General features: G+C 42.1%; 26 protein-coding genes. 12 read left to right on the top strand and 14 right to left on the bottom strand.

What is annotated here, in order from left to right; all coding sequences use genetic code 11:
* From QXI54_09905 to QXI54_09895, 3 genes are all read left to right on the top strand, one after another.
* On the top strand, positions 1-1,511 hold a 1,511-nt coding region (locus QXI54_09905; GenBank protein ID MEM0303465.1), incomplete at its 5' end, for a CoA-binding protein.
* On the top strand, positions 1,492-1,965 hold the full coding sequence (locus tag QXI54_09900) for a PH domain-containing protein (GenBank protein MEM0303464.1): 474 nt from the start codon (positions 1,492-1,494) through the stop codon (positions 1,963-1,965). The genes QXI54_09905 and QXI54_09900, both read left to right, overlap by 20 nt.
* Before the next feature lie 120 nt (positions 1,966-2,085).
* The gene (locus tag QXI54_09895) at positions 2,086-2,805 is read left to right on the top strand and encodes a peptidylprolyl isomerase (protein MEM0303463.1); all 720 of its coding nucleotides are present in this window, start codon (positions 2,086-2,088) and stop codon (positions 2,803-2,805) included.
* On the opposite strand, the gene QXI54_09890 is transcribed toward QXI54_09895, so the two are convergent.
* The 3 genes from QXI54_09890 to QXI54_09880 form a co-directional block, all read right to left on the bottom strand.
* On the bottom strand, positions 2,787-3,815 hold the full coding sequence (locus QXI54_09890) for a (Fe-S)-binding protein (protein MEM0303462.1): 1,029 nt from the start codon (positions 3,813-3,815) through the stop codon (positions 2,787-2,789). The genes QXI54_09895 and QXI54_09890 overlap by 19 nt on opposite strands.
* 70 nt (positions 3,816-3,885) lie before the next feature.
* Positions 3,886-4,179, bottom strand: a complete 294-nt coding sequence (locus QXI54_09885; GenBank protein ID MEM0303461.1) for a hypothetical protein — start codon at positions 4,177-4,179, stop codon at positions 3,886-3,888.
* A gap of 49 nt (positions 4,180-4,228) precedes the next feature.
* Positions 4,229-4,789 carry a CDP-alcohol phosphatidyltransferase family protein gene (locus QXI54_09880; GenBank protein MEM0303460.1) on the bottom strand — a complete coding sequence of 187 codons (561 nt, stop codon included), beginning with the start codon at positions 4,787-4,789 and terminating at the stop codon, positions 4,229-4,231.
* A gap of 71 nt (positions 4,790-4,860) precedes the next feature.
* Here QXI54_09880 and QXI54_09875 point away from each other — a divergent pair, with 71 nt between their 5' ends.
* Positions 4,861-5,601 carry a phosphocholine cytidylyltransferase family protein gene (locus QXI54_09875; GenBank protein MEM0303459.1) on the top strand — a complete coding sequence of 247 codons (741 nt, stop codon included), beginning with the start codon at positions 4,861-4,863 and terminating at the stop codon, positions 5,599-5,601.
* A gap of 9 nt (positions 5,602-5,610) precedes the next feature.
* Here QXI54_09875 and QXI54_09870 read toward each other — a convergent pair whose 3' ends face one another.
* Genes QXI54_09870 through QXI54_09855 form a run of 4 tightly spaced genes read right to left on the bottom strand, consistent with a single transcriptional unit; the run spans position 5,611 to position 9,628 of the window.
* Positions 5,611-6,318, bottom strand: a complete 708-nt coding sequence (locus tag QXI54_09870) for a formylmethanofuran dehydrogenase subunit C (protein MEM0303458.1) — start codon at positions 6,316-6,318, stop codon at positions 5,611-5,613.
* Positions 6,319-7,998, bottom strand: coding sequence for a formylmethanofuran dehydrogenase subunit A (locus tag QXI54_09865; GenBank protein ID MEM0303457.1), 1,680 nt, complete (start codon positions 7,996-7,998; stop codon positions 6,319-6,321).
* Positions 7,999-8,002: 4 nt separating this feature from the next.
* Complete coding sequence (locus tag QXI54_09860; GenBank protein ID MEM0303456.1) at positions 8,003-9,259, bottom strand: formylmethanofuran dehydrogenase subunit B; 1,257 nt, start codon at positions 9,257-9,259, stop codon at positions 8,003-8,005.
* Positions 9,260-9,628, bottom strand: coding sequence for a molybdopterin dinucleotide binding domain-containing protein (locus QXI54_09855; GenBank protein ID MEM0303455.1), 369 nt, complete (start codon positions 9,626-9,628; stop codon positions 9,260-9,262).
* Between the two features lie 127 nt (positions 9,629-9,755).
* Here QXI54_09855 and minD point away from each other — a divergent pair, with 127 nt between their 5' ends.
* The 5 genes from minD (at position 9,756) to QXI54_09830 (ending at position 11,540) form a co-directional block, all read left to right on the top strand.
* A complete protein-coding gene (minD, locus tag QXI54_09850) occupies positions 9,756-10,547 on the top strand; it encodes a cell division ATPase MinD (GenBank protein MEM0303454.1) in 792 nt (263 codons plus the stop codon).
* Between the two features lie 4 nt (positions 10,548-10,551).
* A complete protein-coding gene (locus tag QXI54_09845) occupies positions 10,552-10,740 on the top strand; it encodes a hypothetical protein (protein ID MEM0303453.1) in 189 nt (62 codons plus the stop codon).
* 63 nt (positions 10,741-10,803) lie between these two features.
* Complete coding sequence (locus tag QXI54_09840) at positions 10,804-10,959, top strand: hypothetical protein (protein MEM0303452.1); 156 nt, start codon at positions 10,804-10,806, stop codon at positions 10,957-10,959.
* On the top strand, positions 10,956-11,165 hold the full coding sequence (locus QXI54_09835) for a MoaD/ThiS family protein (protein ID MEM0303451.1): 210 nt from the start codon (positions 10,956-10,958) through the stop codon (positions 11,163-11,165). The genes QXI54_09840 and QXI54_09835 overlap by 4 nt, the downstream gene beginning before the upstream one ends.
* Positions 11,166-11,267: 102 nt before the next feature.
* Entirely contained in the window at positions 11,268-11,540 is a 273-nt protein-coding gene (locus tag QXI54_09830; protein ID MEM0303450.1) for a UPF0058 family protein, read from the top strand.
* Here the strand turns inward: QXI54_09830 and rimI are convergent.
* Positions 11,527-11,973, bottom strand: a complete 447-nt coding sequence (rimI, locus tag QXI54_09825) for a ribosomal protein S18-alanine N-acetyltransferase (protein ID MEM0303449.1) — start codon at positions 11,971-11,973, stop codon at positions 11,527-11,529. The two genes, QXI54_09830 and rimI, sit on opposite strands and share 14 nt — an antisense overlap.
* Positions 11,974-12,008: 35 nt before the next feature.
* On the opposite strand from rimI, the gene QXI54_09820 reads away from it, so the two are divergent.
* Positions 12,009-12,386 (top strand): UPF0146 family protein, encoded by a 378-nt coding sequence (locus tag QXI54_09820; protein ID MEM0303448.1) that lies wholly within the window; start codon positions 12,009-12,011, stop codon positions 12,384-12,386.
* Positions 12,365-13,318 carry a DNA primase catalytic subunit PriS gene (priS, locus tag QXI54_09815; GenBank protein MEM0303447.1) on the top strand — a complete coding sequence of 318 codons (954 nt, stop codon included), beginning with the start codon at positions 12,365-12,367 and terminating at the stop codon, positions 13,316-13,318. Before QXI54_09820 ends, priS begins: the two co-directional genes overlap by 22 nt.
* On the opposite strand, the gene hisC is transcribed toward priS, so the two are convergent.
* Entirely contained in the window at positions 13,292-14,323 is a 1,032-nt protein-coding gene (gene hisC / locus QXI54_09810) for a histidinol-phosphate transaminase (GenBank protein MEM0303446.1), read from the bottom strand. The genes priS and hisC overlap by 27 nt on opposite strands.
* Positions 14,324-14,464: 141 nt before the next feature.
* On the opposite strand from hisC, the gene QXI54_09805 reads away from it, so the two are divergent.
* Positions 14,465-14,716: a twin-arginine translocase TatA/TatE family subunit gene (locus QXI54_09805; protein ID MEM0303445.1), complete on the top strand. Its 252-nt coding sequence runs from the start codon at positions 14,465-14,467 to the stop codon at positions 14,714-14,716.
* Here the strand turns inward: QXI54_09805 and QXI54_09800 are convergent.
* The 5 genes from QXI54_09800 to QXI54_09780 are packed head-to-tail and all read right to left on the bottom strand — an operon-like array spanning position 14,688 to position 20,168.
* A complete protein-coding gene (locus QXI54_09800) occupies positions 14,688-15,266 on the bottom strand; it encodes a ZPR1 zinc finger domain-containing protein (GenBank protein ID MEM0303444.1) in 579 nt (192 codons plus the stop codon). The genes QXI54_09805 and QXI54_09800 overlap by 29 nt on opposite strands.
* Positions 15,263-15,625 carry a cell division protein SepF gene (gene sepF, locus QXI54_09795; protein ID MEM0303443.1) on the bottom strand — a complete coding sequence of 121 codons (363 nt, stop codon included), beginning with the start codon at positions 15,623-15,625 and terminating at the stop codon, positions 15,263-15,265. Before sepF ends, QXI54_09800 begins: the two co-directional genes overlap by 4 nt.
* 39 nt (positions 15,626-15,664) lie before the next feature.
* Positions 15,665-16,855, bottom strand: a complete 1,191-nt coding sequence (locus QXI54_09790) for a sodium:calcium antiporter (protein MEM0303442.1) — start codon at positions 16,853-16,855, stop codon at positions 15,665-15,667.
* Positions 16,856-16,902: 47 nt separating this feature from the next.
* Positions 16,903-17,604, bottom strand: coding sequence for a queuosine precursor transporter (locus tag QXI54_09785; protein ID MEM0303441.1), 702 nt, complete (start codon positions 17,602-17,604; stop codon positions 16,903-16,905).
* Positions 17,598-20,168 (bottom strand): valine--tRNA ligase, encoded by a 2,571-nt coding sequence (locus tag QXI54_09780; GenBank protein MEM0303440.1) that lies wholly within the window; start codon positions 20,166-20,168, stop codon positions 17,598-17,600. The genes QXI54_09785 and QXI54_09780 overlap by 7 nt, the downstream gene beginning before the upstream one ends.
* Between the last annotated feature and the right edge of the window lie 73 nt (positions 20,169-20,241).

Below are 20,241 nucleotides of genomic sequence, written 5' to 3'. Positions count from 1 at the left end.
GCGAGATCGTTGAGAATGAGAGCATTGTTGAGATGGATCTCAATCCGGTTTTTGCGAACGAGAATGGTTGCTTTGTTGCTGACGCAAGGATTGTTAAGGGCAAGCGAAGGAGTTTTGATTACGAAGCAAGGGACATAAGCTTCTTCTTTACTCCAAGGAGTGTTGCAGTCGTTGGAGCTTCGAGAACGCCGGGGAAGCCCGGGAACAATATTGTTTGGAATTTAAGAAATCACGGATTTAATGGTAAGATCTATCCCGTGAATCCAAACGCTGAAGAAATATATGGACTGAAATGCTATCCTTCGGTTAAAGAAATTCCCGATGAAGTCGATGTTGCTATAATTGCGGTGCCAGCAAAGCTTGTTCCAGAAGTTATGAATGATTGTGCTGAGAAAGGAGTCAAAGGAGTTGTGATCCTGAGCTCGGGATTCAGCGAAGAAGGGGAAGAAGGGGCAAAAATCGAAAAAGAGGTTTTGAAGATAGCAAAGGAGAATAAGATCTTAATCCTCGGTCCAAACACAACAGGGGGATTCAATACCGAAACAGGGTTTATCACAAGCTTTGCCCCACTTTTAGGGGTTAATAAGGGAAATATAAGTCTGATTGCTCAGACTGGGTTGTTTTTAGGTGTTCTAATGGTCTCAATATTTTCGAACCACCCAAAAATAGGTTTCAGCAAGATCATCGGAATGGGAAATAAGATCGATGTTCAGGATCATGAAGCATTGGAATATCTGATCAGAGATAAGAGCACGAAGGTTGTGGGCATCTATATGGAAGGTATAAGAAATGGTAGAGCGTTCTACAACGTTGCAAAAGGATCTCAGAAGCCCATAGTGGTCTTTAAGAGTGGTAGAACTGAATACGGACAAAAAGCGGCGATGAGTCACACAGCATCGATTTGTGGAGATGACGAGATCTTTGATGCAGTTTGCAGGCAGGCAAATATTGTAAGAGTTTACAGCTTTGATGAACTGCTTGATGTGGCAAAAGCCTTTGCACTTCAGCCTTTGCCAAAAGGGAATAGAGTTGGAGTTATTCATTATACCGGCTCTGGATGCGTCCAATCTGCTGATACCATTTTCTTATCCGGGATGAAGCTTGCCCAATTCAAGAAAGATACAATAGAATCAATAAAATCTGTAACACCTGAATGGCATGGAGTTAATAACCCAGTAGATATATGGCCTATGGTTGAATATTTTGGCATTGAGAAGACATATAACACCGCCATGGAGGCAATTGTTGCAGATGAGAATGTGGATTCAATGATCGTTGCGATGGACGTTGGCCCCTTCTGGGGAGATTATGAACCGAATTTCAAAAAGCTCAGATCTTTCGGAAAGCCAATTTACTTTGTGTTAGAAGGCGACAGAAATGCGGTATTTGAGCAAAAGAATAAGTTTGAGAAAAACAGATTCCCAGTATATTCGAATGCGATTGATGCTATTCAGGTTCTCGGGAAAGTTACAAAATATGCCTTAAAGAACTATGATCCTCTACGAAGATAAGCCTAAATACGACAACTGGGCTAAAATCATGCTTTCATTCGCCCCCTCGCTAATGTTACTGCTCATAATTCTGATTGAATACGATTTGCTCCCGACTGAAAGCGAAGAAGAAGCGATGTTTGCAAAACAGATACTGTTTGCCAGCATAGCCATAATTTTGATCCTATACTGGGCTATTTTGCCCAGAAGGTTCGAAATCCACGAAGATAAATTGAAAATTATTTTTGGCTTTTTTACTTACAGCATACCTCTGCAAGATGTTGCAGAAGTCAGAAGAGCTGAAAGCTGGAAAGCATTTGCATACAAAGGTTTAAGGTTCACAACTTCTATTGGAAACATAGTCGAAATAAGAAAGAAGAAGGGAATTAGCATCGTGATCTCTCCATCGAATCCCGATCTTTTTATCGAGTTTCTAACGAATGCTTTGAAAAGAGAGCGAAAAGCTCAAAAATGAAGTCAAATCTATGAGCTTTGATTAATCATTCGGATATTAATTGGCTATCTCCTTTGTAAACCAAAGAAACACAAGAGAAGTAATATATACCTTCCAAGACCGCATAGAAAAGGTGATCGCATGATCTCAAATGGTGATTTCATTAGGCTCAGCTACACCGCAAAGCTCGAAACTGGAGAGGTTATAGACACAACGAGTGCAGAAGTAGCTAAGGAGAGCGGAATATTCAACGAAAACACAAGATATGGAGACATTTACGCAGTGGTTGGCGAAGGGCACGTGCTAAAGGGTCTGGATGAGGATCTTGTTGGCAAAGAAGTGGGATACAGAGGAGAAGTAAAGATCCCGCCAGCAAAAGCCTTCGGAGAATACGATCCAAACAAAAAAGACTCCTTTAGCATAACAAAGTTCAAAGAGAAGCCCGAGGTTGGGCAGAGAGTTAGAATTGGTGACAAAATTGGAACCGTTGAGAGAATAGTGGGACGCAGAGTAGTTGTGGACTTCAACCACCCACTTGCTGGGAAAAACGTAGTCTTTGAATATGAGATCAAAGAAAAACTTGAAAAGTTGGAAGATAAGCTTAAAGCTCTCTTTGTGATTCACACTGGTTTAGAAGTGAAGAATTTGGCTGTTGATGGCGAAAAAGCAACAGTTGAGGTTTCAAATGAAGCTTACCTGAATCAGCTCTTCCTTTTAGGACGCTACAGAGTTGTCAGAGATGCCTTCAGACTTCTTAACTTGAAGGAAATTCAAATCGTTGAGAAGTTTGAGAAGAAGGCTGAAGAAGTGAAGAAGACTGAGGAGACTAAGAGCGAAGAAGCTCAAAAGACTGAGTCGTAGAGAATTTCGATCAAATCAAGAACTTTTATCTCAGCTTTTTTTGCCTTTGCAGAATCTTCGAGCATTACAAGGCAGAATGGGCACGATACCGCCAAATAGCTCGCCCCAGTTAATAGTGCCTCCTGAATTCTCTGTGCAGAGGGTTTCCAGACGAAATCTCTGACGATTCCACCGCTTCCACCACCACAGCAAAGCGAAAGCTCCTTATTTCTCTGCATTTCGACAAATTCTACTCCCGGAACTGCTTTAAGCAATTCTCTCGGCTCAGAAATAAGCTTGTTGTATCTTGAAAGATAGCAAGAGTCGTGATAAGTCACAAGCCCTTCAAAGGGCTTTGAAAACCTAAGCTCTGCATTTCGCACCTTATTCAGGAGGATCTCGGTTATGTGGTAAGCTTCAATCCCGTAGTAATTCTTAAAGGCGTTATAACAGTGAGGGGAAATCGTTATGACCTTATTTACCCCAAAAGTCTCAAATCTTCTCATGTTGTCCTCCTTAAGCATTCCAAACAGCCCCTGCTCCCCCAAAGCCCTTACGTCGTTTCCACAGCAATTCTCCTCTGGAAGGATCGCAAAGTCTACCTTTGAGGCTTTTAATAGCTCAATAGCCTTTTCAACAACCTTCTGCACCCTTTGATCATAAGCTGAGCACCCTATAAAAAACAGATATTCGAAGTTGCCCTTTTCTGCAATTTTTGCATCAAAATTTGGTCTTTTTACAGCTCCGAATGGATTTCTGAATTTTTGAATGTTCTCAAGCATTTGTCTGAGCTCTTTTGGGATTGATCCTTTTTCTATCACTTCGCTTCTTGAATTTATTATGAAATCTACGAGTTTTATCCCCCTTGGACATCTTTGCTGACAGATCAGACAATTTGTGCAGTTCCAGAGCTCATTACTCCAGAAATCTTGCTTATTTAAAAATCTTGCAATTGCTCTCCTGAGATTCATGTTGTATCGCATGCTACATGAAGATGAGCAAACGCCACACTGAATGCAAGTTGAAAGCATGAAGTTTCTTCGCAGTGAAGGATAAAGATTTAACTATTAAGCCTTAGAGCAATAATTCAAAAATAAAAAATTAGAATCCGAATGCGGACTTAACAACTTCGAGCACGTTTATTCCATTCTGGGCCAGAATAAGGTTGAGCACCGCACCAACGATTGCCCCCGCAATAAGCCCTGCAATGGCTTTTATTTTAATTACGAGAATTACTGCGATGATCAAAAGCACGAGTGTGGAGACAGCGCTGATATTCCTAAGCGTTTCCTCAACTTCAATAAGAACGTTCCCCAAGAAGCCCAAAAGCGTCGTTATGGTGCTCATTCCGAAGAGAAAGCCTATTATGAAACCAACCGCCGTAGCCAACTGCATAATTTATGTTACTCTCTGAGATTTATATTTTTTGGTTATCATTCACAAGCTACTGATCGCTTTCCATCTTTCTGATTGTGTGCAAAATTCTTTGCAAAGTCGTGAAAAATCCGAGTATGCAGAGAAGCCAGAGTGAAGCTAAAATCCCTCCAAAATCCTTTAAAAGGATTCCAAGCATTATTATTAGAATTCTCGTATCTCTACCAGCAATTCCAACTTTGCACTCTATGCCCTCTTTTTCCGCCATAAGCCGTGTCATGGAAACGCTGAGAGTTGCAAAAAGGGCGAGAAAACCCTCAATCCAAAGCTGAGAATAAATTGCGATTGCAAAAATTAGAGCGAAATCAACAAAGCGGTCGAACAATCTGTCAAGATACGCTCCTTTTGCCGAAACTCTGCCAGTAATTCTTGCGAGATCGCCATCAACGCAATCCAAGATTTGTGATATTAGAATTAGAGCCACAGAAACGAGGGGATTGTAAAACAAAACAACCGCAGATATGAGACCAACTATAAAAGCTAAAGTCGTTATAAAATTTGGAGAGATTTGCTTTTTGCTTATTTTCACTGCTATGGGCATTGAAATCCTCCTGTAGACGAGATTTGTCAAAATATATTCCCAATTTATATTTAACACCTCCGGACAGTAAATTTTAAATATTTGGGAATATAAGTGTTTCTATGAAAGCAGTTATACTTGCCGCGGGCATGGGGAGCAGATTGGGGCATTATACCGAGCAGATTCCAAAGTGTATGCTTAAAGTTGGCAAGAAAACGATAATAGAGCATGCCATAGAGGTTCTTTCAAGCTTTGGAATTAAGAGCTTCGTGATCGTTACTGGACACAAGGGGAGAAAACTTCGAAAATTTTTGACAGAGAATTTCGATCTCGATTTTACTTTTGTCCATAACCATGTGTATCGCGAGACAAACAACATATACAGCTTTTATCTTGGCATAAAAGACGTATGGGAAGACGTTATTCTTCTGAATTCTGACGTTTACTTCCATCCCGGGATCTTCGAAAGGCTATATTTAGCTCCAATTAACAGATTTTTGCTCGTTGTTGACGATCAAAAGCCTTTGGGAGAAGAAGAAATGAAGGTTGTGATTGAGAACTCAAAGATCTTAAGGATAAGCAAGCGAATTCCGCCAAAGGAAGCGAATGGCGAATACATCGGAATGGCAAAGATTCCGGAGAAGTATCTCGGGTTGTTAAAAGAGTGTGCAGAGCAGATTATGGAAGAAAGTGGTGCGGGAGTTTTTTACGAAGACGCAATCCAGCAAATGATCGAAATGGGAAATGAAGTTCATTACGTTTCAACACAAAAAATGCCATGGGTTGAAGTGGACTTTCCACATGAGTTGAGAATTGCAAAAAGAGTTTACGAAAGCTTTAGGGCTCACCGTTGTCAGATCTAAAACAAAAAATTAGAATGTCTTTATAACTCCTTCTCCCTTCACATTCACATCTCCAACCCAGCCCTTCTCAGTCTTTTTGAAGGTCGGAAGCAATTCAAAGCTTCCCTTGATCCTTATCTCTCCGCCTCGCATGTCCCCGCCGACAAAACCGCACGAGCCGTGTATCTCGATTACTCCAGCACGCATCTCGGTGCCAATGAAGTCGCCAGCATTGCCCTTGATCACGATCTCGCCACCATTCATCTTCTCGCCAACGTAGTTCCCTGCGTTGCCCTCAATGACTATTTTGCCAGCAGTCATGCCGACCGCGTCGCCGTAATAAGCACAGCCAACAAGATTGCCTGCATTGCCCTTAACAATTATTTCACCGCCCGCCATTTCGATGCCGAGCCAGTCGTCTGCGTTGCCCTCAATGGTTATTTTGCCACCACGCATGAATGCTCCGCAGTTAGCTCCAACGCTCCCCTTTACAACGATCTCGCCATCAACCATCCTTGCTCCAATCCACTTGACTCTGCTGAAGTCGCCGTCAAGGATTAGCTTCTTTTCATCGCCTTGCTTTGCGACTTCAAAGAGTTCTCCAAGCTCAACGACTTTGTTGCCATAGTAAACCTTAAACTTCTTTACTTCGTCAACGCTTCGCAAGGCAAGCTCTGGCGTGAGTTCAGCTTCAACGCAGACTTCAAAAAACTTCTTAGGCTTTATTACGACTGCCATTTAAACCACCTCGATTCTTGCGGGCTTCTTAATCCAGCGCTCCTCGACACCATAGTTGCCAAGCTGGACGCTGTAGTAGTTGAAATACTCCCTAATGTCGGGCATTACCGCCTGAATGTCTGCTTTCTTTGTTGCGTCAACCCAGAATGTTCTTCCATAAACTTCTTTTACAAGCTCTCCGCCCTTCACAATGATTTCTCCGCCCTTGATCGTGTATTCAGCACTCTTAAACATCTTATAGACCTTTTCGAACTCCTTCGAGGTGTCAGTTTCCAGAGGATTGAGGTTGTAGATCGCTATGTCCGCGTCCGCTCCAATGCCAAGATGACCTTTGTTTTCAAGTCCCAAAATCTTTGCAGGCAGGCTTCTTGTCATGTGTATTACTTCGTAGAGTGTCTTCTCAACGTCTATGCTTGCCAGGCCTGTTGCTTTCTGAACGTAGGCATTAACCTTACTCAACTCGCCCTCTCGCATTTTCTTGCTCATCAGCATCGCCATCACATACGGATACTCCGTGAATGGACCGCCATTTGGATAATCTGTCGTTAGCGCGACTTTGTTGCTGTCCACAAGCAGTCCAAGCTCCAGGCCAATAGCCCACTGCAAAGCATGGACTGGATTGTTTGGCAAGTAGCCTATTGGCACTATTCCCGCTCCAGTTTCAACTTCGGTGTCTTTGTTGCTCCATCTCGCTCCAATGAGCTTGTGCAGGCTGAACTGGAAAGGAGCGTCGCCAGTCATTGCGGTTGCATGCCCAAATATCGGCTGACCCATATCGATTGTAACGTTGTCCATCGAGTTCACAACTTTTGCAATCTCGGCAGCACCACTTCCAGCATCTCTCCAGCTACTACCAGCGTAGGCGTTGAACTGCACATGCGTCACATGGAGCACCTGCCTTTTGGCATTGCTGAATCCCTTTGCGAGCTTTATTGATTCGATCGTGGTCTGATAGTTCCCGGGCACTCCAAGGTTGTTGCAGTGCAGGTGCACAGAATGAGGTAATCCGAGTTCTTCGTTTGCCTTGATGAGCCAGGTTATTATTTCCCTCGGAGTTACATTGAATCCGGGCACCTGATCATCAAGGCTTTTTACGTTTCCACCATACATCCAAGCCTCAACGCCTCCGGGGTTAACAACTTTGACTCCAAAGCCTTTGCTCCTCTCAATTGCCCAGGCAACCAGTGCCTTGAGCTTTTCCATGTTCTTTTCTTCAATGCACTTGAATACAAGGTGCCAGTTTCCGAAAACAGGCAGAGCAGCTTTGTCGATCATTGGAATCGCATCGAGCTCTTCATGGGTGTGCAAGGCTCCTATCGGGGGCTGAGCAGCTTCAAAGCTCGTTGTATAGCCCATTTTTGCGTATTCATAACCAATTGCTGGAGCTGTTAACAGAACTCTTCCTACAGTTGCTCTAAACTTGCCCGCGATGTTTCTGACAACTCTCATTTCCTCGGGACGCATTGTTCTGCCGGTGTTGATCTTGCTTCCAGCAATGTGAGCATGCATGTCAACTCCGCCAGCGACTACAAGCTTTCCGCTTGCGTCAATTACTTTACATTCCTCTTTCTTGACTTCATTTTCTTCAACGATCTTGCCATTCTTAATGAAAATGTCCATTTTCTCTGCGTTGATTTTGTTCTTGGGATCAACAACAATTCCGTTCCTTATCCAGAGCATTTTTTCACCCCTTCAGCTTTTCAACTCTCTTTAGAATTTCCTCAAGGATCTTTTCGTCAGTCCAATAGCTCGTTTCAATGATCTTCTTAACCCTAAGCGGTATGCAGTCCATTCTGTAAGCAGTCCCTTCTGCTTCAATGCCATACACCGCTGAAGGAATAACGACTTTTGCAAGTAGCGTCGTCATGTTTGGATAGGGATCGATCTGGATCACGGGGATCTGCTTCAAATGCTTCACCGCTATCTTTGGGAAGTGGGCAACTGGATCTGAAGCAACTATAAGCGCAGCATCGCAATCTTTACGCTTTAAGACTTCCACAGCTGAGAACTCGGCAGGAGAAAATCTTGGATAACCACGACTGAAGTCAATCGCATACTGGTAGCCAACTTCCCAAGCTGGCACTTCTCCAGCGCCAACGACATTGTAATGCCCCCTCATTGGCCAGATTACCCAGCGAGTAGTTCTATTGAGCAATTGAATCAGCTTTATAGCATTCTCAACGTTCCTGTCTCTACCTCTTGACTGCGTCACTCCAAGACCATATAAAATCGCTCCATACTTCGCCTTTTTCATGATCTCCGCAAGCTCTATGAGCTTCTCCTTTGCAACTCCACCAACTTCACTCGGCACAACTTCAGCATTTCCGCTTATTATTGCCCTCAAAGCTGAAATTATTGCGTAATCGTAGCCCGGTTTGATCTGAACAAACATGTCCGCCATCTTGGCGGTCTTTGTTGGTCGAACATCAACCACAACCACTTTTCTCTGCTTTCTATCTTTCACGAGCAACCCTTTTGCAGAAATGCTGTATCTTAGCCCATGTCTTGGGTGTGCTTCAGCTGGGTTTGCTCCCCAGAAAATCACAACATCCGCACGGTTTTTTATAGAGCCAAGCGTAGCTCCCGGCAATCCTTCTTCGATCACGGCCAAAGTGCCCGGAGCGTGGCAAACGCTTGCGCACTGATCATAAACCCCGCCAAGCTTCTCCGCTAAGAGCACGCCAACTCTTATCGCTTCGTTCGCAGTTGAAGCCCAGCCGTATAGCAAAGGCTTCTTTGCATTCGCAAGAATTTCAGCAGCTTTTTCAATTGCAGTTTCATAGCTTACTTCTTTTCCATCGATCATTGGGGCTTTTATTCTCTGTTTTTCGGCAAATTTACTGCTTCCAAGTCTGCAGAACTTCTTTACCTTTTTCTTTTCGGTATCGAATTCACCATCATCGCAAACACTACCACAAAATGTGCAGATCACGTCCTCCATTTAGATCGCCTCCAGCAATTCTTTAACCGTTTTAACTCTCTCTCCAGTCTTTTCGATCTTTGCCTTTACTCCTTTGAACTGTGGCATTCCTGTGCCATCTGTCGTTGGATCGATAACCATGTTCGCATAAGGGCCCATCGGTATGAAAGCAACACCTCTTGGGACTTCACCTTTTTTTGCAAAAACCACTACCTCCCCAAAATCTGTAGAAACTTTAACACTGTCGCCTTCCTTAAGGCCAAGCAGTTTGAAATCCTCCTCATTGAGCTCTATGTAACTAACAGCTTTAAAATATTCTTCACTTAGTTTTTCCTCAACCGTAGCCCCCTGATCAAGCGTTCTACCAGTTATAAGCTCAACCACCACCATAGCACCACCAGAATTTTCAGTTTAAATCTGAAGCGAAGGTATATATAACGATATCTTTTCTTAACTTCTGTTTAGATTAGAAACGCTTAAATAGTAGACTATATCATGATAATAATAAGGTGATCGAATGGCTAGGACGATTACGATAGCATCCGGGAAGGGTGGAACCGGGAAGACCACGATCACGGCCAACCTTGGTATAGCTTTAACTCAGTTGGGTTATGACGTTACGATAGTTGACGCAGACATAACAATGGCAAATTTAGAGCTAATTCTTGGCATGGAAGGGCTTCCCGTTACCTTGCAAAATGTCCTCGCTGGTGAAGCAAGAATCGAAGAAGCAATTTACGTTGGACCTGGTGGAGTAAAGGTTGTTCCTGCAGGTGTTAGCCTTGAGGGTCTTAGAAAAGTAAACCCCGAAAAACTTGAAGAAGTTTTGGCAAGAATAGTTGGTAGCACTGACATAATGCTACTTGACGCTCCTGCAGGACTTGAAAGAAGTGCCGTGATTGCCATAGCTGCCGCTCAGGAGCTATTATTAGTAGTAAATCCAGAAATCGCCTCGATAACAGACGGCTTAAAGACGAAAATAGTTGCAGAAAAGCTTGGAACTAAAACACTGGGTGTAGTAATAAACCGCATGACTGGCTGGGGTATAGACATGGCAAAAACTGAAATCGAAGCTATTTTGGAAGCAAAGGTCATAGCCACGATTCCAGAAGATCCTCAGGTTAGAAAATCGGCCGCATTTGGAAAGCCAGTAATTCTTAGCGCTCCTGACTCACCGGCTTCTTTAGCTATAAAGGAACTTGCATATGCCATAGCTGGAAAGAAGAAGGAAGTGCCCCCAACAGTGTTAGCAGCAAGAAAGGAGAGCGCGTTAACAAAAATGCTAAAAGTATTCAGAAGAAAGAGGTGAAAAAATGGAGTTTATCTTCAACGCCTCACTTTTAGTTTTGCTAATCTTCAGCGTCATACTAAATATCGTGCAGCTTAGAAAAATAAGGAGTCTTACCAAAGAACTAAAAGAAGTCGGAACAAGGGTAACCGTTACAAAAGATGAACTCGCAGAGATTAGAAGAAGACTTGAAAAAATGAAAGGGGAGCTATAAATTCGAAGAAAATTTTAGCAAAAGTTTTTCTACTATCATAACAAAATAAATTGGGTGTGTTGGATGAGGAGATTTGACTGGAAAAGATTCAAAAAGAAGGGTTTAAAGAAGATTCTTAGCAAAGATGAAAAAATGCTTGAGGAGAACGTTCAGGAACTAAAGCCTCAGAAAGGAGGAAACATAAAAGAGATCTCCAAAGAAGTTCTTCCTGAAGAATGAAGATCAAGTTTATTTTTATTGGTTTTGGAAAGAGGGAGGAGACCCTTGAAATAAATGAAAAGAAAAGATACTCCGAGATTTTGGAGGAAATATTAAAAATAAATCCGGAAACTGTAGTCTTAGTTAAAGATTCAATGCCTGTCCCCATAGACGATTTTGCAGAGGAAGGAGAAGTCACTGTGATAAGAGTGATTTCCGGTGGTTGATGCTGTCAATAATGATTTATGCTTATGTAAATGAATTAAACATGTAAAAATTTTTCCGTGATGAGAGAAAACTTTTTATAGATAGTATCCCAACAAGTAGTGATGCAAAAGGAAGAAGTGCTTGTGCTCCATTTGGTGCTCTTTAACATTAAGAGAATTTTAGAGAATGCGGGTTTAGCAAACGGACATTTTAAAGCCTATGAGGCTCTTGGAATAAATCCTGTGCAGGTGAATCGAAGCAAAGCCGACCATAAGAAGGCAGTTTTACTCCTTTGTAAGGGTATTTCCGAAATTCTAAGAGCAACGAATCCGGAAAAGCTGTCTCAAAATCCAAAGCTCAAAGAAGTCCTCGAACCAAAACTCATTGCTCGTTAAATCTGAGCACCATGTAGTAAGCATCCTCACCATCGCTATAATAGTTTGGAATAGTTTCTACTATCTTAAAACCAAGCTTTTCGTATAGTTTTTGGGCTATTTTGTTTGAAACTCTCACTTCTAGTGCAATTTCTTTCTTTCCCTTCTCCCTGAGTCTCTCAATCGCTCTTCTCATTAGGTATTCACCAATACCGCTTCCTCTGAACTCTTTCTTGACTGCAAGAGAAATTATCTTCCCTCTCAGCTTATCTAACTCCATGGTAACAACGTATCCCACAATCTTCTTACCGATGTCAGCGACGAATATATCGCTCCCATAAGTTAGATAAATATACATATCAAAGGACGGGTTTCTCGGATTGAATGCTTCACGATCGATTTCGAGAACTTCATTAAAGTCCTTTGTGGTGTATTCTCTAACTACCACTTGCACAAAAGCTTATACTTCCGGGGGAGAATATTAAGATAATGCTTCGCCTTGCAGAGTTCATAGCAAATAAATACAAAAAAGTTGCAGAGATCGGTATCGGGAACTACACAGAAGTTGCAGAGTTCCTGATCTCGAGAGGCGTGGATGTTATCGCAACAGATATAAGGCCAGTCAGAGAAAAAAGGTTTAAATTTTTTATAGATGACATCAGAAATCCCAATATTCAGCTTTACAGTGATGTGGAACTCGTATACTCTATAAGACCACCACCAGAACTATTTAGCTTCATCAAAACACTCGCAAACAAGTTAGACGCTGACTGCATTATCAAACCACTTTATGGAGATTATGCAGATACTGAACTCGTGAACTATAAGGGACTGGCGTTCTATCTATGGAGACGAAACAATTTCTAATGAAAAAGTTTCTTGAATATTACAGAAAAGCCAATATAAAAATGCCAAGACAGTTCGAAAAAAGAGAATTCGCGTTTGTCCCATTTGAAGCTTTCCCTGATTTTATAATGCATAGACATCTCTCTTTCTCTTCACTCGAAGACTTCAGGAACTACGTGATCTCAAGCGTGCCAGCCCACGTTTATTACTCCTCGGCGTATTATGAAAACCCCGAAAAAGAGAGAATGGAAGAAAAAGGTTGGCTCGGTGCAGATCTCGTATTCGATATCGATGCAGATCACTTACCTTTGAAAACAAACTCAATAGAAAAAGCCCTTGCAGTCGCAAAAGAAGAGGTAAAAAAGCTTCTAAAGATCCTAAAACTTGATTTTGGAATAAAAGAAGTGGAGACTTATTTCTCTGGTGGCCGTGGATACCACGTGCACGTTTGCGATGAAGATTTTTTAAAGCTCGATTCCAGTGAAAGAAGGGAGATAATCGATTACTTAACGCTGAATAATCCCACTGTTCTTCGAAACGAAAATATTGTGGAATCTAATGTTGCTACAAGAATTTACACGTATTTCAAAAGAAGGAAAAACTTAGAAGGAAAAGAACTCTTAAAGGCGCTCAAAAAGCCAGAAAAGATCTTTGAAAAGTTTAGGATACACATCGACGCCCCAGTTACCGCAGATGTGAAGAGGCTAATAAGAATGCCGGGAACTCTTCATGGAAAGACTGGTTTGATGGTCGCAAAAGTTGAAGATATTGATTCTTTTGAACCTTTGAGAGATGCGATTGCTTTTGGGGAAGACAAGATGAAATTAAGGATTCTAAAAAAAGTGAAAATAAATCTTGGTGGAGAAACACTAAATCTCTCTGCTGGTGAAATTGCTGAAGTGCCGGAATTTGCGGGTATCTACCTGCTATGCAGAAGTTTTGCTACACTCTGATTCGAGTATTTTGATAACCCTGTCATTTTCCTCTCTTCTACCGATGCTCATTCTTATGAAGTTGCCCTCAAGTCCCAATAAACCAACGAGATTTCTAACCACAATCCCTTGCTCTAACAGTTTTTCAAAAAGGTGTTTTTTAGCTCTAAAAAGAATAAAATTGGCTTCTGAAGGATAAACTTCGAATCCAAGCCTTTTCAACTCCTTATAAACTCTTTCTCGCTCTTTTAGAATTTTTTTCTTAACTTCAATATAATAGTCAATAGATTTTAATGCCGAAATCGCAGTGGCAACGCCCGGGCTGGAAATCGCAAATGGAAGTCTTACCTTCTCGATGGCTTCTACTATCTCTTTACCTGCAATCGCGTAGCCTACTCGCATTCCTGCAAGCCCAAAAAATTTGGAAAAGCTTCTCAAAATTACCACATTGTCAAACTCATACGCCATATCAAGTAAATTACTCTCTGCAAATTCTGCATAAGCTTCGTCAATTAGGAGATATTCAGAATTCTCTGCAATTTTTTCGATTACTCTTTTTTTAACAGTGTTTCCGGTGGGATTGTTTGGAGAACAAATAATAGATAATTTTGGCTTTTCTTCCTCGATGAATTCCGGAGTTATGGAGTAGCCGTCATAAACAGGAAGCAAAATGGATGCATTTCGAAGCATTGCATAAGAAATATAGAGAGAATAAGAAGGCATTGGAATAACTACCTTATCAAGTTCATCTAAAAGAACGTCACAAACCCGTGAAATCAGCTCAGATGATCCACAGCCGACCGCTATTCTTTCAGTCCCAAACCCCACATATTCAGATATGGCCTCCTTTAGTTTTGAATACGAGGGGTCAGGATATCTACTTATTTTACCTATAGACTCGATATAGGCTTTTTTAACCTCTTCGCTTGGTTCGTATGGGTTTTCGTTTGAATTTAAAAGTATGACATTCCCCTCCGGGAAAACACCGGCATCATAAGGATTTATTATTTTCACAACACCTCTCATGGTGTAACAGTAACTTGAAACTTTTTAAATACTTACCCGCATTTTGGAGTTCCTTGTGGGAGATTAACTTTGAACTGTAATATATATTTAATATAAATAAATTTGGCGAAAGAGATAAAAAGCTTTACGCAAAAAGAACTTGTGCTCGGTTTCGAAGAACTTGTATTCATCGCAATAATTGCCCTAATTCTGCTGAGCCCAGAAAAGCTTATTGAATTTGCAAGAGAGTTGGGGAAAATTTACGCAGAATACAAAAAAGCCAAAAGAATTGTGGAACTTGAAGTTCTCTATGGAGTTTCAAGCCGTGAAGTGAAAGAAGAGATGGAAAGGAAATACACGGAGTTGAATATAACGGCTAAAGACTCTAAAGATGAGAAATCTCCTCTTCAGTGAAACCCGTTAATTCAATTACTGTCAAACCCGTCTTTAACTCCTTAGCTTCCCACTCCGAAAGCTTCTCCTTGAAGCTTTCATCCGAAAGAATTAGGCTATTACCAAATGGATCTTCCAGAATAATCGTTAGTTCGCCATCGCCTTCGATCACACTATTTATTTTCTCCAGAATCCAATCACACTTTTTCACTTTCTCTTCATCATCTTCATTCCATTTCTTAGCAATTTTTACAACGTCTGCGACCCTTACTAAAACACCTTCAAGGTTCGTTACAAAAGCCTGGCTTGCTGGACCAGGTTCGATCGAAACTCCAAGCTCTGGAATCCGAATCGTTCCAGAAGTGGAACGTATTACCTTTGTAAAAAGATTTTCTTTCTTTGCCTTTATACTGTATCTTGTAGGTTCCTTTTCGCCTAAAACTATCGAATCTGCATGTTTAAATCCACATTCGCACGAAATAGATGTGAGAAGAATCTTATCAAAAAAAGGAACTTCGTATGTGTTCACATAAAGCTTCAGTTCTCTGCCACAGATTGGGCAGGTAATCATTTACCTCCTCGGATCTTATTTCTGTCCACCTTTATACCTGCGGGAGTTACTACAACGTATTCTTCACCCAACCCCACAATATCGCCATTGATTTCCTCTGCAAGCTGTTTGAGGTCTTTGAGAATCCTGTCAAGAGTTAGCTTATCGTGTCTTACAAAGGCAATATCAGCTATTATAATATTCCCGTCATAAACTTCTTTCTTGATCCTTGGGATCTCATTCAAACCCGTTATTTCTGCGACCTTGATTAAAACTGAAGCTTTTTCGCCTATTTCCGCTTCATACTGGGCTAAGTCAAGTTCTTCGTAATCATCCAGAGCCACCTTCTCCTTTGTCTTAAATTTCTCGAGTATCCCCATGAGACCACCTAAAATTAAAATGTAGGAAAGTATTTAACCTTAACGCTTAGCCTTTAGAAGTTTCAGAACAAACTGGTAGCTCTTGATGATATCATGGCGGTGGAGATATAGCATCGGGGCTGAAATCAGAATGTAAACGAAGCTCAGAAGATAACGAGTTTCGACGGTTTGGTAAACAAATTGTGCGAGAAATAGTCCGAACAATGCGAGTGCTTCAAATAAGCTGAATCTCAGGTTCACTATTATCGCAACTCCAAGCAATGATTGCGCTGCAGTCAGCAGAAATTCTTCTCTTTGCCTGTCATCAAGCGGTAAAGAGCTTGGATTCGCTAAGGAAATGCTGTAAATCAAAGCCAAACATCCCACGAGCAGTGTCCACTGATTTACCTTTGAAGACACGAGTGTGTTGAAGCTTGCAGTCGTGCGAAGCTTTCTAACAAAATAAATGGCAACAATGAACTCGGGAGCCTCGCTTGCAAGCGGTGCGATCCACTGAACCATCAGAAATTCATCTATTCCAAAGATCCTCGCAGAATTAACAAGACCTTCTGCAAAGGCCTCGACGCTTATTAGAATTACGAATGCGGAAAAGATCAACATCAGAACGACTGAAGTTCTCCTTTTTTGGGCTGGAAAACAGCAAAGGTAAGCAGGAACTCCAACTGCGGTGAATTCCTCTCTTTCAGCCTTTGTCGCGAGGTAAACGTAAAGCAGGAACATCGAACCCAAGATGGCGGTGTCTAAAAGCGAAATGTTGCCCTTAAGTGGTATTAAAAAGCAGTAAAGAGAGGCTAAGAGCAAGACAAAGAATTCAAGCCTTATGCCTTCATCAAGCTCGATCTCCTTTTTTCGAAGCTTTAGCATTGCAACAATTGCAACAAGGCTCCAGCCAACGCCAAGCAGTAGCCTATTTGCACCAGTCATATTCGCTGCAGCGTAGTGTATGTATTCCCCGCCAACTTTGCCCGCCATCCATGTAAAATACATGTCAACCGCATATTCCGGTAGCACAGCTATCAAAGCGACGATCGCAAGGCTTAGAGATCTTGGCAAGTCTTTTTCTGCGGTTTCAGCACCCCATGAAAGAAGGAATGCTGCGGAGATGACTGCAATTCCCGACAAAAGAGCCTCTATTGGTGGGGAATAATGATAACTGAGAAAATAAGATAAGATCCAAGGGATCGTGCCAAGAATTGCAAGCAGAATGAAGATCTTCTCCTTTAGGAACATCGTTCGCAGTTAGCTCAGGTTTTAAAAATTTTTGCGAAAATTTAGAACTAAATTGCTTCTGTGGGCTTGATTCTGACATTGAGGTATATGAATGGAGTGTCAAGCACCGCAACTACGAACTTCATTGCATAGGAGGTTATGAAGATCTCAAATATCCCTTCCCAGCCCAAAGCCTGCAGGAATTCTGGATTAAAGACCACAAAGAATAGAAGAGTGAACGTAACGTTGTCTATGAACTGCGAAACCATCGTCGAAGCATTGTTTCTCAGCCATAGGAATTTGCCCTTTGTTCTCTTCTTCCAGAGCTCAAAAGCCCATATGTCGTGAAGCTGTGAGATTATGTAAGCTGTAAGGCTTGCAACCATTGCAGAAGGCATGAACTGGAAAACCTGAGCCATTGCTGGGCTAATCGTGTCGCTTTCATGAGGCTCAAATAAGACCGTTAACTGCATTATGATCGTTGCAAAGATCATTGCAAAGAATCCTGCAAGCACTGCCTTTCGTGCGTATTTTGCACCGTAGCGTTCTGTGAGTATGTCAGTTGCAAGGAAAGTAGAACCATAGATCACGTTTCCCATTGCAGTAACCAAGCCGAAGACTTCGATGATCTTTGTGACTTGAATGTTGGCTATTACTATTGCCAGAGCCATCCAGACGTAAAGTCCTGCCTTGCCGAATAGCTTAAAGGCTATGGTGATTCCTGTGAAGCAGACGATCAGGAGCAAGAAGCCAAGGATTTCGTTCAACATAGCACAAACACCACACTATGTGGTGCCTCAATTTTCTCAGCCTCGACACCCGCAACTGTCCTTCTTAATTCGAATTCAAACCATTCTGGCTTTAATTCAATTTTTTCCTCTCCAATGCTTATTTCTAATGGCTCTTTTGTTAGCTTCAGCTTTTCTGACTCGCTTAAACTGTCAACAGCCCTAATAATTTCCTTCACTCGATCTTTGAACAGAGGTCCAAGGACTGCAAACTTTGGTTTGATCTTCTTAACCTCCTCTTTCGTAACGGGCATTTCTCTGGTAATCTCTACTTCTGAGTTCGTTGCAAATTTAAGATCTAGAGCGTCGAGATTGAGCTGTGTAAAAACAATGATCTTCTTAAGCGGGGCATTTAAAGCCAGCCCTTTGTCGTGCTTGAGCTTCCTAATTGCTGAAAGAATTTCTTTCATCTCTTCTCCAACCTTTTCCGCTTCTTCATCGATCATTTGCCATTCAACGCTGGGATAGCTCTGCAAATGAACACTGCCCTTGGAGAATCTTGACCATATTTCCTCGGTTATGAATGGCGTAATTGGGGCTAAAAGCCTCAGAATTCGATCGAGCACGTATTTAAGCGTAAACTTCGCCGGATCCGATTCTTCTCCAGAGTAAAGTCTACCTTTCACAAGCTCTATGTAGTTGTCCGCAAGCTCATACCATACAAAGCTTCTTATTGCCTTAAGAGCTTCATCAAACCTGTATTTGTCCATATTCTCGCGAACGAAGGCTATAAGTCTGTTTAACTTTGAAATGATCCATTTGTCCGCAATTCTCAGCCTTTCAATATCTTCAGGTTTCTCTTCGTAATCGCTAATGTGTGTCAAGGCAAATCTTGCAACGCTCCAGAGCTTTTGCTGAAATCTGCTCGCAGCAACGACTTCTCGCCAGCTGAATATCAGATCCTCGCCGATAACACCGCTTGCAGCCCACTGACGAAGCGCATCCGCACCGTATTTCTCTACAACTTCTTCAGGGCTTATCACATTGCCAATGCTCTTGCTCATCTTTCTTCCGTCTTCGCCGAAAACGATGCCGTTGATCACGATTTCTTTCCAAGGAATTTCGTTCTCGAGAGCCTGAGAGCGAAGGATCGTGTAAAAAGCCCAAGTCCTTATGATGTCATGCCCCTGCGGGCGAAGTGAAACTGGGTATTCCCTTAGCTGAGGCCAGCCCGCAATAACAAGTGGTGTGATGCTTGAATCCATCCAAGTGTCGAGAACGTCTTTCTCACCCTCGAACTCGCTACTTCCACATTCGCAGGGCTTTCTTGGTTTTTCCTTTGTCGGATCAACAGGAAGCCAGTCCTCTTCAGCAACAATCACTTTTCCGCATTTCTTGCAATACCAGACTGGAATTGGTGTAGCAAAGACTCTCTGCCTGCTTATAACCCAGTCCCATTCCATCGCCTCAACCCAGCTCAGAAGTCTGTCAAACATGAACTCTGGCACCCACTTGATCTTCTTGGCCATCTCAACGATCTTTTCCTTGTCAACCTTTACAAACCACTGCTCCGCAGGAAAGATCTCAACAGGAGTCTTGCAACGCCAGCAAACACCAACGTTGTGCTCAACTTCTTCCTGCCTCAAAACTTTACCCTCTGCCTTTAGATCCGCGATGATCTTCTCCCTTGCCTCAGAGATCTTTAGCCCCTGATATTTCCCAGCAAGCTCATTCAAAGTTCCATCACGATTAATTATATTTCTAAGCTCAAGTCCATACTTCTTCCACCACTTCACATCTTGCCGATCGCCAAATGTGCAGATCATCACAATTCCCGTGCCAAAATTCGGATCCACCGCTTCGTCCGCAATGATCTTAACTTCATATCCTCCGACGGGAACCTTTACTTTCTTGCCAACCAAATGCGTGTATCTTTTATCCTCTGGGTTCACTGCTAAAGCCACGCAGGCGGGAATTAGCTCAGGACGGGTTGTGGCAATAACAACGTCATCTGAAAATTTTATATAATTAAGCTTTGTTTTTCCTTTCCTGTATTCGATCTCAGCCAACGCTATCGTTGTCTCGCACCTTGGGCAAATTATGACTGGATGATAGCCCCGATAAATTAGCCCATTTTTGAACATTCTAACAAAAGAGATCTGGGTCTTTGTATAATATTCAGGATACATAGTAATGTATTCCTTGCTCCAGTCTATGCTGAAGCCAAGCCTTTTCGCCGTTGCCCTCATTTTAGCTATATTCTCTTCGGTGAATTTAACGCAAAGTTCCCTGAACTTCTCCCTGTCAACTTCGTTCTTCTTTATCCCGTATTTCTCCTCAACCTTTACTTCCGTTGGCAATCCATGGCAGTCCCAGCCCTGAGGAAACATGACCTCATAGCCGTTCATTCGTTTGTATCGAGCTATAAAATCAATTATACACCAATTTAGGGCATGACCTATATGAAAAGAACCCGTAGGATAAGGAGGGGGAGTATCGATTATGTAATGTGGCTTCTTCGAATTCCAGTCAAAGTAGAACATCCTTTCATCCCAGGTTTTAAGCCATTTTTCCTCCACCTCAATGCTCCTATATTCCTTTTCCATGGTTTGCAGTCTGTGTTAAGCATATATTTTTTGCCTTTAAGTAATTGGCAAAGAAGCGAGCTGAGCAAATTAA

Source organism: Archaeoglobaceae archaeon, from assembly GCA_038734275.1.
GTDB lineage: Archaea > Halobacteriota > Archaeoglobi > Archaeoglobales > Archaeoglobaceae > WYZ-LMO2.
This window is presented reverse-complemented; position numbering and strand designations above follow the sequence as displayed.